Origin of the sequence: Enterobacter sp. JUb54, from assembly GCF_014298075.1 — a bacterium.
Classification (GTDB): Bacteria; Pseudomonadota; Gammaproteobacteria; order Enterobacterales; family Enterobacteriaceae; genus Klebsiella; species Klebsiella lignicola.
On record NZ_CP060418.1, the window covers coordinates 949332 to 962314 of the forward strand.

The window sequence follows — 12983 nt, forward strand, 5'->3', positions numbered from 1 at the left end:
AACCCACCTGGCCGCCGGTGATTACGCGGTAGCCGGCTGCGCATCATCATCGTCGTCATCGCTATCCTCATCGGCCGCCGCCAGCAGGGTCTGCTCCGTTTTCCCCAGACACTGAATCAGCAGGAACAGCCCGCCGCTGGCCAGCAGGGTGATCAGTAACCCGTCATAGCCCGATACGCTGATCACCAGACTGCTGATGACCGGCCCGGCCACGCTGCCCGCCGACCAGAAGAATCCCAGCAGCGCATTTATCATGATCAGCTTTTGCCCGTTGAAGGTTTTCCCGGCCCGCACCAGCGAGAGGGTATACAGCGCCCCCGCCGCGGCGCCGAGCACCAGGCAGCCGACAATCAGCTGAACGGGCGATACCAGCAGGAACGGCAGCGCCAGCAGGGAGAGGCAGAACACCGCGGCGCAGCTGAGGTGCACCCGACGGATGCCGAAGCGGTCGGCCACCCAGCCAAGCGGTGCCTGGAACAGCGCATCGCCGGTTAAGACGATGGTCACCAGCAGCACCGCCATCGCTTCGTTCAGCCCTTTATCCATGCCGTACAGCGGCAGCAGCGCCAGGATGCTGGCGTCAAAGAAGGCAAAGCAGAATACCCCGGAGGCCAGCACCGGTAAGAAGGCGCCGAGGCTCAGCCAGCTGGCGCGCTCTGACAGGGTTTCGCGGCTGCCGGTTGGCAGATGGCGCAGCATCAGCAGGCAGGCGGCGGTGAGGACGACGACCGCCACCAGCACCCAGATTTGATATTCGCTACCGGCGGAGATCAGCAGCGGCCCCGCCAGCTGGCAGCCGGTGAAGGCTGAGGCATAAATGCCGGTCAGCGTCGCGCGGTTTTTGCCCGCCGCGCCGCCGGTGATCCAGCTTTCGCCGAGGACGATAATCACCCCGGACGCAATACCGGTCAGGAAACGCGGCAGCAGCAGCTGCATCAGATCCACCGTCAGGCAGGAGGCTATCGTCGCCAGCGCCAACAGGATCAGGCTGGCGCTCAGCAGGTGGCCCATCTCAAAACGACGGCACAACGCAGGGGAGAGGAACGACGAGAGCATCATGCCCGCAGGCGGCAGCGCGGCCAGCAGGCCGACGTAGACGGTGTCTGTCTGTTGCTGGGCCAGCTCGAGGCTGATTAACGGCACCGTATAACCGGTGATAAATCCCACTAATGACGCGGCCATGATCATCGCCAGCGTGGGGGCAAGGCGATTCTGGTCTTGGTTAAACATTTTATTCCCGATAACGGAAGTCAACAGGTGGATAATCCGGCGAATTGCCGACAGCTCTGCATATTAATTAATCGTATGGCGGATGTCACCGTTGAAATGACTACTATTATTGATACGCCAGCGCCAGCCGCCGGTAAAACAGCGGGGCTGTCCCTGCAGGGAGTGTTGTCAGCGCGCTGGCGAAAGGATATAACCAATAGGGCACTCCGCGGGGGCGGAGGCGTGCTGGCGGGCATAACAATCGAGGCCCGCAGTATTTTTCGATCGGCTATTCGTTCAGCTATGCGTTCAGCGTTGAAGCTGTGCAGGAAAGGAGCAAGACATGGCAGTATCGCCATCATCGATCGCTGAGGCCATTCGCTGGCGACGTGAATTTCATGCCTGCCCGGAGCTTGGCTATCAGGAACAGAACACCGCGCGCCGTGTCGCTGAATTACTGACCTCTTTTGGCCTGCAGGTGCATACCGGGCTGGCGGGGACCGGCGTGGTCGCCACCCTGGAGAACGGTCCGGGGCCGGTTATCGGACTACGGGCCGATATGGACGCGTTACCGATTACCGAATCCGGCGATCTCAGCTATAAATCGCGCAATCCTGGCGTGATGCATGCCTGCGGGCATGACGGCCATACCGCCATGCTGCTGGCGACGGCGTCGCATCTGGCGCAGACCCGCCGTTTTCGCGGCACGGTGCATTTTGTCTTCCAGCCGGCGGAGGAGAATCTCGGCGGCGCGCGCAAAATGGTCGAAGAGGGGCTGTTTGAACGCTTCCCGATGGACGCTATCTACGCGCTGCACAACTGGCCGGGTCTGCCGTTAGGCCACGTGGCGGTCAACGAAGGGGCGATGATGGCCTCGCTGGACGCCTTTGAAATCACCCTCACCGGCAAAAGCTGTCACGCGGCGATGCCGGAAAGCGGTGCCGACCCGATCGTCGCCGCGGCGCAGCTGATTATGGCGCTGCAGACCATCCCGTCACGCCGCCTGTCGCCGCAGGAGTCGGCGGTGGTCAGCATTACCCAAATTAACGGCGGCGAAGCGATTAACGTGCTGCCGGATAAGGTCGTGCTGCGCGGGACGTTCCGCTGCCTGAGCAACCAGGTTCGCGCCCGGGTGAAAGGGCTGATCGCGCACTACGTCGCGACCCAGCCGCAGGTTTCTGACGTGCAGGGAGAAATTGCCTGGTATCCTGGCTATCCGGTGACCAGGAACCATCCGGCCGAGGCGCAGAAAGTGCGTGAGGTGGCGATAGCCGCGCTGGGTGAAGCGGCGGTAAACGGGCAGATTAACCCGTCGATGGCGTCAGAAGATTTTGCCTGCATGCTGGAAGCCTGTCCGGGCGCTTATTTCTGGATTGGCACCGATGGCGACATACCGTCAAAGCCGCTACACAATGCCGGCTACGATTTTAACGACGATCTGATAGCCCCTGGCGTGGCGATGTGGACGACCCTGGTGGAGTCGCTGCTGCCGGCTGGCTGAAACGTGCGGCGGCAGAGTGAACAGGGAGAGGCGAGGCCTCTCCCTTTTTTACGTCAGCCGTACCGTCAGGCGCTGACCGCCGCCTTCAGACGGGCCTTCATGTCGCTGTAGGCGCGCCAGGCGTACTGCTCGGCCCACTGCTGGTCCTCGATGGCGTCGATTTTCACCGCGCAATACTTGGTTTCCGGCGTTTTCGAGATCGGGTCCAGGTTGTCCTGGGTCAGTTCATTACAGGCGCCGACCCACCATTGATAGGTCATATAGACGGCGCCGCGATTGATGCGGTCGCTGATGTCGGCGCGGGTGATCACTTTCCCGCGTCGCGAGCTGACCCACACCAGCTGGCGGTCGGCGATCCCCAGCTGTTCGGCGTCGGCGCGGCTGATCTGCACCCGACCGGGTTCATCGGCAAGGGATTGCAACGCCGCGCAGTTGCCGGTCATGGAACGGCAGGAGTAGTGGCCCACTTCGCGCACGGTGCAGAGCACCAGCGGATAGCCGGCATCCGGCGTCTCTGCCGGCGCCCGCCACGGGGCGGCAAACAGCTGGCCTTTGCCGGTCGGAGTATCGAAACGGTTCTCTTTATACAGCCACGGCGTGCCGGGGTGGTCGAGCGTCGGACACGGCCACTGAACGTGGTTCATATCGCCCATTTTCTCGTAGGTGACGCCGTAGAACAGCGGGCAGAGTTCGCGCATTTCGTCCCAGATTTGCTGGTTGTTATCGTAATGCATCGGATAGCCCATCTCGGTGGCCAGCAGGCTGATGATCTCCCAGTCGCGTTTGACGTTGGCCGGTGCCGGGATCGCCTTCTCGAAACGCTGAAAACCGCGGTCGGCGCAGGTGAAGACGCCGCCGTGTTCGCCCCACGAGGTCGCCGGCAGCAGGACGTCGGCGATCTCTGCGGTTTTGGTCATGAAGATATCCTGCACCACCACAAAATCCAGCGCCTCGATACCTTTACGCACCAGCCCCAGATCGGCCTCGGTCTGCAGCGGATCTTCCCCCATGATGTAGTAGGCTTTGATCTCTCCCGCCATGGCTTTATGAGGCACTTCGGTGATGCGGGTGCCCACCTGGTCATCCATGAGAGCCGGGTCTATGCCCCAGGCGCTGGCGAATTTCGCCCGCACGGCGGGGTCGGTGACCTCCTGATAGCCTGGGAACAGGTTCGGCAGCACCCCCATATCGCAGGCGCCCTGAACGTTGTTTTGCCCACGCACCGGCCCGACGCCAACGTGTTCGCGCCCGAGGTTGCCGGTCAGCAGCGCCAGGCTGGCCAGCCCTTTGACCACGTCCACCGCCTGGCCGAACTGGGTGACGCCCATGCCCCACATAATGGTGGCTGACGGCGCGGCGGCAAACATTCTCACCGCCTGCCGCACCTCCTGAGCCGGTACGCCGGTGACCGCTTCGACCGCTTCAGGCGAGTAGGCTTGTACCGCGTCGCGGTAAGCTTCCAGCCCTTCGGTAAAGCGGTCAACGTAGTCATGGTTGTAGAGATCTTCTTCCAGCAGGACGTGGCCGAAGGCATTCACCAGCGCCATATTGCTGCCGTTATTAAGCTGCAGGTGGCGGTCGGCGATGCGGGCGGTTTCGATGCGCCGCGGGTCGCAGACGATGATCTTCGCGCCGTTTTCACGGGCTTTAATCACCCGGCGGGCGACGATAGGATGGGAGTCTGCACAGTTATAGCCAAAGACCAGCAGACATTTGGAGTGTTCGATATCGCTGATGGAGTTACTCATCGCCCCGTTGCCGAGGGCCACCTGCAAGCCTGCCACCGAAGGGCCGTGACAGACGCGGGCGCAGCAGTCGACGTTATTGGTGTTCAACACCGCCCGGGCGAATTTTTGCATCACATAGTTGGTTTCATTGCCGGTACCACGGGACGATCCGGTGGTCATAATGGCGCGCGGGCCGTGCTGCGCTTTGATCTCCCGCAGCTTGTTGGCGGTGTAGCGAATGGCCTCTTCCCAGCTGACCGGGGTTAATTTGCCGCCTTTGTGGTAGCGAATCATCGGCTGCTTGAGGCGTGGCGTCAGGAGCTGGGTATCGTTGAGAAAATCCCAGCCGTAGTATCCCTTGAGGCACAGCTGATTCTGGTTGGTGACCCCATCGGCCGCTTCCGCGCGGATAATTTTATTGTTATCGACAACCAGCTTGAGTTTGCAACCCGCCCCGCAATAAGGGCAAACGCTTGTGACTTTTTTCATCAGTAACAGACCTGTTAACAGTGAATGAAGATCAATGGTCAGGCCGGGCCCGGCCCGCCATCGTCATGGAATCCTTGCGCCGCGATGCTGGCAGAAGGCCGAAGCGTTATGCAGAAGTTATGCCAATATTTAATGTATTGATATATATGATTATTTTAATGAAGGGGGCGGCAGGCGTCATGATGTCGTCACTAATGACGATGACGTCGCAGAACGCCCGGGAAGGGCGCTCTGCGGTGGGATCAGACCATTTTCTGCTGGAACTGCGCCAGGGTCTCGGGGGCCATACCGGCTTCGCGGGCCGCTTCGCAGATGGCCTGCCAGCTCCCAGCATCCAGCGGGATCCCCTGCGCCAGGCGGGACTGACGATTGGCTTCTTCCCACTCTCCCGGCACCAGAATCGGGGTCTGCTGGTCGTGAGGTGACTGCTTACACCAGTTGATAAAGGCCTCGGTTTCGTCCTGCATATCCGGTGCGTCGAAGGTTTCCGGATTGAGAATAATGGTGGTCATGCAGTTGAAAATGGCGTCGACGCAGGTCTGCAGGCTCGACTGATGGGTCGTTTTGCCACCGGAAACGGCGCCGCCGAGGATCTCGCACAGCGTCGCCAGGGCGTAGCCTTTATGCTGGGCGAAGGTGAGCAGGGCGCCTAACGGCGAGGTCTGCATTACCGCCGGGTCGGTGGTCGGCTCTCCGTGGGCGTCAATCAGTGAACCCGGCGCCACGGCTTCGCCTTTGTGCCAGGCGACGCGGGTTTTGCCGAAGGCAATGGCGCTGGTGGCGTAGTCGAGCAGCAGCGGAGGCTGGCCTTTGCGCGGGAACACGACGCACAGCGGGTTGGTGCCAAAGCGGCTGTCTTTGCCACGAAACGGCGCGACCATCGGGTCACCCACGACGCTGACAAAGTGGATGGAGATAAACCCTGCCGCCGCGCACTGTTCGGCCCAGTAGCCGATGCGCCCGATATGGTGCGCATTGCGCAGGGCGATCGCCGCCATGCCGTGCTGCCGGGCCTTTTCAATCCCCGTCTGCATCGCCTCGTGGGCGACCACCTGACCAAAGCCGGCGTTGCCGTCGAGGGTCACCACCGCACCGGCGTCCTTCATGACGCTGGCGTGCTGGTTAAGCTGCAGGTGGCCCTCGGCGTGGGAACGCACGTAGCTCGGGATCATCCCGACGCCGTGTGAATCATGCCCGGCAAGATTGGCCGCCACCAGATGGTCGGCGACGAGAGCGGCCTCGTCAGAGGTACTGCCCAGTTGAGTGAACAGCGTGGTAACGAACTGATGCAGATCGGTAGCCTGAATACGATATCCGGTTGGCACTGATACGCTCCTGTAGTTAGCTGATGGTGTTGTTTTTTTTGTTAAAAGCCTGACTCAGTAGGCTCTGTGTTTGCTCAGCCATGCTGCTACAGCACAGGGAGAAGATCAACGTTTGCGCGCGTATGCGCGATGAGGGGCAAACAACAGGATTGAGGCCCGGGGTGCTGTTCGCGGAGGGCAGAATCATTATGATAAAAATGTAAGAATAATTGATAAAGAGAATATCAAAATGAATATCAGCACCCTGCTGTTAATTATCGTTGCCATCGCGCTGCTGGGGATCTCGGTCTATTGCTTACTGAGCTATATCAAAGAACGCAAAGCCACGCAGTTTAAATCGTTTCGCCATCGCTAAAATAGTAATCTGCGGCTCACTCGCCCGCTTATTGGTAATGGTTGTCGCGCCAGGCTTTTGGCGACGCATGATATTTTTCGCGAAAGCTTTTGCTGAATAACGGGTGACTGGTGAAGCCGCAGCGCCAGGAGACTTGTTCAACCGCCAGCTGACGATCCTTTTCCAGCAGCTGGCGGGCCGCTTCCAGCCGAATCTCTTTGATTGCCACCATCACCGACGTACCTTGTTCGTGGAACGCCCGGTCGAGGCTGGCCCTGGAGCAGCGCAGCGCCTGGCAAATCAGGTCAGGTGACAGCTGGTGCTGGTGGTAGTTAAGGGCGATAAACGCGCGCGCGCTGTCGACGAGGTGGCTTAATTTCCCGGTTGAACGCAGCCCGCTTTCTTCGGCGACATCGGCCAAAACCCGCAGCGCAATATGGTGCAGGCCGTCGACAATCACCGCCGTTTCTGGCTGAGATAAACGATCCGATTGCGCATCCAGCAATAACATATGTGATTTTAAAAACTGGGCTAAAGGGTGGTTTTCCAGTGAAACTATCGGGCTGGACAGTTTACCGCTGAATAATGTTTTGATTTTATCGCTGTGCGGAATGATATATAGCTGTTTAACATCGTCACACTGATAATGGTAATAATCGCTGCGCTGGTGAACAACCAGCATCCCGGCATCCACCTGGCCGCGGGTGGCGGGGGTTCTGCCGCTGATCACCTGTTTGCCCTGGAGCAATAACGAAATATAAATCGACGATGAATCTACCTGATGCGGATCGAAGATCGTCTCGTTTTTAGAGCCCATCGCACTACAAAAATCGCCAGAAACCCCGGAGATAGTTTTATGGTTGGCAATTATCGCTTCCGGACGGCGGTTATTCACCACCTTAATACCGTAGCAGTTAAGATTTTGCGATATCCGTTGATAGCGCTCTTCCGGTGCAATATCGGCCGCGCTTAACACATGTGGAACGTACAGCGTCGAAGGTCTGGACATGTTTGTCTCTTATCCCGGGGTGACGGTAGCAGGTGGCTCGCTAGCGTGCTGACATTATAAGATTAATCCTATCACAAGCCAGCGTCCGGGCGATTTTTTACAATTCGCCAGCGCGAGCAGAATCATGGCTGCAAAAAGTTGATGGTGATTAACAATAATAATGGCACGGTCGTTTATATATTAATTTGGCCGTTAGCGGTGCGTCGGATTAAATAAAAATATGCCGCAGGCAGGGCAGGGAAATATATTATCAGCGGAGGTGAGCGAAAAAACAGGCTGGACAAAGAGACAAAAACCATCGCAAGCTAAGCGCCTGACCCATTAGACAATGATGCTTATCTACCGACGGGATTCATCAGCGCATGCGTAAAAGTAAAATTATTGTTTTATCCTTGATGATTATTTGTGTTTTATGTTTCGCCATCGTTGCTGTTTATTTTTTGCTATTGAAAGACAATGACGCCAGCCCGGTCAACCAGCAGACCGAAACCGCGGTGCTGAACGTCGCCGGGCTGCTGGGCAGCGGACAGCAGGATGCGCAAACGCAGCGCGCGTTGTACCAGGCGCACATTGTCAGCCGCCAGCTGGATCTGGATAGCGGCGAACTGCTTCCCGTCGGCCAGCAGAGCGGGGCGTCACGCTGTATCGACCTGCCGCCAGCGCGCGATCCAGCACAAATCCGCCAGCGTTGCGCGCAGGTCGGGATCTATCTGGTGCGCGACAATAACCAGCATATTCAACAGATTATCTTGCCGGTTCATGGTAAGGGCGCCAAATCGATGATGTATGCGCTGGTGGCCCTTGATACCGATGGCCGCACGGTCAACGACCTGATCTATTACCAGCAAAATGAGACGCCGCTGTTGGGGGCGAGGGTGGAAGACCCGCAATGGCGCCGGCAGTGGGTGGGGAAAAAACTCCGTGATGAACAGGGAAAACCGGCGTTGCAGGTGGTGCAGAACCAGCCCGGCGAACATGATGCCTACACTGTGGATGGCATCAGCGGCGCGACCTTAACCTCCACCGGGGTCGAGAAGAGTATTAATTTCTGGATGAGCAGCCAGGGCTACGGTAATTTCCTGCGTCATCTCCAGCACGACCCGACGCTATTAGCGCGCTGAGCGCCAGCGGATTCATTCACCGCTGCAGCGGTGGCTCTTTGCATTATTTGACACAAATTGTCACTGATTGACATTTTTATGATCTGGGTCATGTGTGTCCTGGTAAAAATAACAATGATAACGATTATCATTATTTTTATCGGGATGCACCATGGCCGCCCCTCGCGCTTTTCTGCTGTTCACGCTGTTTAGTCTCCTGCTTATCAGTGCGCAGGCGATGGCGCAGACCCGCTATGCCCCCCTCATCGACGATATCGAACAGCGGCTTGATAGCACCGTCGAACTCTACCAGCAGCAAAAAACCAACGAGGCGCGTCGGGAAGTGCAGGCGGCCTATTTCGAGGTGTTTGAAAATCTCGAAGGCCCTATTCGCATCAATTTTTCAGCACGCAAAAGCTACGAGATGGAGAGCAGCTTCGGCGAGATTCGGCGGATGATCGCCGATGGCAAACCGCTGGCGGCGGTTCAGGCGCGGGTTGACGAGCTGAAACGGGCGCTGCGTGAAGTGGAGCCGGTGCTGGACGGCGGCCATCGGCTGGTGGCGGAAGAACAGCATACTGCGTTGTCGCGCGATGATATCGCGCTGCACTGGCAGAACAGTTTCCGGGTGATTGACGATTTGCTGGCGCAGGCGATGAGCGCCTATCAGGCGGGCAACGTCAGCCTCGCCAGCCAGCAGGTGCAGCAGGCGCACTATCAGGGCTTTAAAAATTCCGAGATGGAAATGTCGGTGCGGCAAAACCGTTCGGCAAAAGCGGCGGCGGCCATTAATCAGCAGTTTACCGCCCTGATTGCGCTGACGTCACAAGCGGATCACCTCAACGATGTGGCCTACCAGGTCACCACGCTGCTGCAAGATCTGGAAGACCTCCTGCCGGGCCTGCCAACGACCCGCGACGACCAGCCGGTGAACGCTCCGACGGCAGATAACGGCGCCGCGCCGGAGGCCGACAGCACCGCGGGGACCAACTGGGCCACGGTGGCGGCGGAGATCCACCGCAGCGTCGAAGCGGCGCTGGCGCGCTATCAGCGCGGAGAGGCCCAGCAGGCGATTCTGGATATTCAGGATACCTATTTCGACCGCTTCGAAGCCTCCGGGATGGAGAACAAAATCGGCTCCCGCGATGCGACGTTTAAAACTGCCCTCGAAGCCCATTTCACCCGCATGGTGAGCCTGATGAAGGCCGGCCAGCCGCAGGGAAAACTGGCGGCGGAAGCCGCGGCGCTGGACGCCGACCTGCAACAGGTGGTGACCATGTTGGGTGAGGGCGAGGCAACCCAGTGGAGCCTGCTGCTCTACAGCCTGATGATTATTGTCCGCGAAGGGCTGGAAGCGCTGTTGATTGTGGCGGCCATCGTCGCCTGGCTGGTGAAAAACGATCATCACGACAAGCTGCCGTTAATTCGCCAGTCGGTGCTGGTGGCGCTGATCGCCAGCGTAGCGACGGCGGTGCTGTTCCAGCTGCTGTTTACCAACTCTGGCGCCAGTCGCGAGCTGCTGGAAGGGTTCACCATGCTGATCGCGGTGGTGATGCTGTTCTCCATGAGCTACTGGCTGCTGTCGAAAGTCGAAGCCCGCCACTGGAAAGCCTGGCTGGAGGGCAAACTGAGCCACTCGCTTTCCCGTGGCTCGCTGGTCGGGCTGTGGCTGACCAGCTTCCTGGCGGTCTACCGCGAAGGGGCGGAGACCGTGCTGTTTTACTTTGCCCTGCTTGGCGATGCCCAGGGCGTCTCCGGCCATCTGGCTATCGGCGGCGGGTTCGTCATTGGCTGCGTGGTGCTGCTGGTGGCGTGGATCGTGATGCGTTACTCGGTGGTCCGTCTGCCGCTGAAACCCTTCTTCATCTTTACCGGCGGCCTGATGTACCTGATGGCGTTTGTCTTCGCCGGTAAAGGCGTCCTCGAACTGGTGGAGGGCAAACTGTTCCAGCCGACCTTAATCAGCGGAGTGCCGGAAATCAGCTGGCTCGGCATCTATCCCTATCTGGAAACCTTGTTACCACAACTTATTTTGCTGGTTGCTGCCGCGGCGGCACTGGTCATTATGCGCCGCCGCAACGAGGCGCCGACAGTGAGTATAAAAAAATCATAATTGCCCTTTAACGACGAGAGGATGTGTCAGATGACTTTTAAGAACACGTTGATTATCAGCGCCACCATGGCTGCCGTATTTACCGCCCCGGCGGCACTGGCCTTTAAAGAGTATCCCGCCGGTGAACCGGTCACCATGAATGAGATGGAGATCGCCGCCGTCTACCTGCAGCCAATTGATATGGAGCCGCGCGGCATGGGGCTGCCGGCCGCCAAATCGGATATCCATCTGGAGGCCGATATTCATGCGGTTGAAGGGGGCAAAAATGGTTTTGGCGCCGGCGAATGGATCCCCTATCTGACCATCGCCTATACCCTGGTCAATAGTGACACCGGTGAAAAACAGGAAGGGACCTTTATGCCGATGGTGGCCAGCGACGGCCCGCACTATGGCGCGAATATCAAAATGATGGGCGTCGGCAACTATAAAGTGACCTACCACATTGAACCGCCGTCAAAAGCCGGGATGCATCGTCATACCGACAGCGAGACCGGGGTCGGTCGCTGGTGGAAACCGTTTGATGTCAGCTATGAGTTCAAATACGTCGGCCTGAACTAAGAGCCTGGCCCGTTAGGCTATTTTATTTGCCATTTTGGCCCTGGACCGTGCTCACCATCCTCACGTACTGCGTGTACGCTCCGGTGGTTCCGCGCTGTCCGTGGCCAAACTGGCTGCATCAATCTACGCCTACTGGAACAGGCTCTACGCCTTCGTCGCGCAGGATGGCCTTCGGGTCGTCCTGCGGAGTGTTGCTTGATGCGGACTAAAGCATTCCGCCGTACCGGGTCGAAGTCATGAGTTACTTTTTCGTCACCACGCTCCAGCTCTTTTTCTGTATCGCGTTGCTCTCCTCGCTGCTGTGGGGACGGGGCGATGCGCCATCACTGCGTCCCCTCGTCTGGATCCTGCTGAGCGCGCTGGCCGCAGGCCTGCTGGCCGGGCAGTTTATTCGCGGCAGCCAGACGCTACAGCTGATGCTGGTGGCGGGGGAGATCCTGCTGTCGCTGCTGTTTTTACTCAGCTTCTGGTGGGCCACGCCGCGTCTGCGCTACCTGTGGCAGTGGCTCCTCGTCTTTGGCGCCGCGCGTCACTGGGCGCAGGATCCTAACCTTGGCGGGTTAACCTCCACCCACGTGCTGAATACCGATCTGTTGTTGAACCTGAGCGCGCTGGTGCTGGCGTTTGCGCTGCTGTGTCTGGCGGCGGCCCTGTGCGCCATGCTGCTGCGGCGGATGCGCTGGGCCTACTGGCCGCTGGCAATCGTACTGATGGTGCTGCTGTGGCTGCCGTTGTCCGGCAACCTGCTGCTGCTGTTGATGAAGCTGCAGATAGTCCCGCTGCTCAAACCGCTGCTCAGTTTTGTCGCCAAAGTCACCAACAACGCTGCCGGCTATAACTGGGCGGCTGCTGCCATCCTCGCGCTGCTGTGCCTGTGCTGGCTCCCGGCGCTCAGGCGTTTTTCCCGCGCGGTAAAGGCGGCGGATGCGCCGGTTGCTCGTCGGCTGGCGCAGGCGGATCGGCGCGGCGCCATGCGGCTGTGGCTGACCACCCTCTGCTGCGTTGTGCTGATTAGCGGCGGCCAGCTGTGGTGGGATCTGGTGGCCTCGCAGCCGCCGAGACTGTCGGAAGCCCAGCCGGTGACCGTTGCCGCCGATGGTCTGGTGCATATTCCGCTGGCGCAGGTTCGCGACGGCAAGCTGCACCGTTTTGTCTGGGTCGCCGACGATGGCAAGGCGGTCCGTTTCTTTATCATTAACCGCTATCCCGACAAGCTGCGCTTCGGCGTGGTGTTTGACGCCTGCCTGCTGTGCGGCGATCAGGGGTACGTCATGGAGGGCAATCAGGTGATCTGCGTCGCCTGCGGGGTGCATATCTTTATTCCGTCGATCGGCAAACCCGGCGGCTGCAACCCGGTGCCGATTGACGACTGGCGCAACGATGAGCGGGAGCTGACGATCCCCGGCAAGGCGCTGGCCGTCGGGGCTAACTACTTCTCGACCGTGCTGACCATCAAGGTGACCGACCCGGTGGACGGGAGCTCCCTGACCAATACCGCGGCGGAGTATAAATACAGCTACGCGGGCCGAACCTGGTTCTTCGCCTCGCAGGCCAACTATGACCGTTTCCGCAACGCGCCGGAAACCTTTGCTGGCGATGCGGCGCAGGAGGAATAGCG

Annotated in this window: 11 protein-coding genes; 7 read left to right on the forward strand and 4 right to left on the reverse strand. The window is 59.2% G+C overall.

Annotated features, from left to right (window positions below):
* Window positions 1–21: 21 nt before the first annotated feature.
* Window positions 22–1230 (reverse strand): MFS transporter, encoded by a 1209-nt coding sequence (locus HF679_RS04260; protein WP_187042639.1) that lies wholly within the window; start codon window positions 1228–1230, stop codon window positions 22–24.
* Here HF679_RS04260 and HF679_RS04265 point away from each other — a divergent pair.
* Both HF679_RS04265 and HF679_RS04270 read left to right on the forward strand, forming a co-directional pair.
* Entirely contained in the window at window positions 1219–1581 is a 363-nt protein-coding gene (locus HF679_RS04265; RefSeq protein ID WP_158613264.1) for a hypothetical protein, read from the forward strand. The two genes, HF679_RS04260 and HF679_RS04265, sit on opposite strands and share 12 nt — an antisense overlap.
* Window positions 1553–2710 carry a M20 aminoacylase family protein gene (locus HF679_RS04270; RefSeq protein WP_123754659.1) on the forward strand — a complete coding sequence of 386 codons (1158 nt, stop codon included), beginning with the start codon at window positions 1553–1555 and terminating at the stop codon, window positions 2708–2710. Before HF679_RS04265 ends, HF679_RS04270 begins: the two co-directional genes overlap by 29 nt.
* Before the next feature lie 65 nt (window positions 2711–2775).
* Here HF679_RS04270 and fdhF read toward each other — a convergent pair whose 3' ends face one another.
* Window positions 2776–4926 carry a formate dehydrogenase subunit alpha gene (gene fdhF, locus HF679_RS04275; RefSeq protein WP_154145115.1) on the reverse strand — a complete coding sequence of 717 codons (2151 nt, stop codon included), beginning with the start codon at window positions 4924–4926 and terminating at the stop codon, window positions 2776–2778.
* Between the two features lie 242 nt (window positions 4927–5168).
* Window positions 5169–6251 carry a malate/lactate/ureidoglycolate dehydrogenase gene (locus tag HF679_RS04280; RefSeq protein WP_187042640.1) on the reverse strand — a complete coding sequence of 361 codons (1083 nt, stop codon included), beginning with the start codon at window positions 6249–6251 and terminating at the stop codon, window positions 5169–5171.
* A gap of 235 nt (window positions 6252–6486) precedes the next feature.
* Between HF679_RS04280 and HF679_RS04285 the strand changes: the two genes are divergently transcribed.
* Window positions 6487–6606 carry a small membrane protein gene (locus HF679_RS04285; protein ID WP_148060390.1) on the forward strand — a complete coding sequence of 40 codons (120 nt, stop codon included), beginning with the start codon at window positions 6487–6489 and terminating at the stop codon, window positions 6604–6606.
* A gap of 28 nt (window positions 6607–6634) precedes the next feature.
* On the opposite strand, the gene HF679_RS04290 is transcribed toward HF679_RS04285, so the two are convergent.
* Window positions 6635–7594, reverse strand: coding sequence for a helix-turn-helix domain-containing protein (locus tag HF679_RS04290; protein ID WP_123754656.1), 960 nt, complete (start codon window positions 7592–7594; stop codon window positions 6635–6637).
* A gap of 362 nt (window positions 7595–7956) precedes the next feature.
* Here HF679_RS04290 and nqrC point away from each other — a divergent pair, with 362 nt between their 5' ends.
* The 4 genes from nqrC (at window position 7957) to HF679_RS04310 (ending at window position 12981) form a co-directional block, all read left to right on the forward strand.
* A complete protein-coding gene (gene nqrC, locus HF679_RS04295; protein ID WP_123754655.1) occupies window positions 7957–8715 on the forward strand; it encodes an NADH:ubiquinone reductase (Na(+)-transporting) subunit C in 759 nt (252 codons plus the stop codon).
* A 151-nt stretch (window positions 8716–8866) separates the two neighbouring features.
* The gene (locus HF679_RS04300) at window positions 8867–10807 is read left to right on the forward strand and encodes an FTR1 family protein (protein WP_187042641.1); all 1941 of its coding nucleotides are present in this window, start codon (window positions 8867–8869) and stop codon (window positions 10805–10807) included.
* Between the two features lie 30 nt (window positions 10808–10837).
* Complete coding sequence (locus HF679_RS04305; protein ID WP_123754653.1) at window positions 10838–11365, forward strand: iron transporter; 528 nt, start codon at window positions 10838–10840, stop codon at window positions 11363–11365.
* Window positions 11366–11601: 236 nt separating this feature from the next.
* Window positions 11602–12981 (forward strand): Fe-S-containing protein, encoded by a 1380-nt coding sequence (locus HF679_RS04310; protein ID WP_123754652.1) that lies wholly within the window; start codon window positions 11602–11604, stop codon window positions 12979–12981.
* The last annotated feature ends 2 nt before the right edge of the window (window positions 12982–12983 follow it).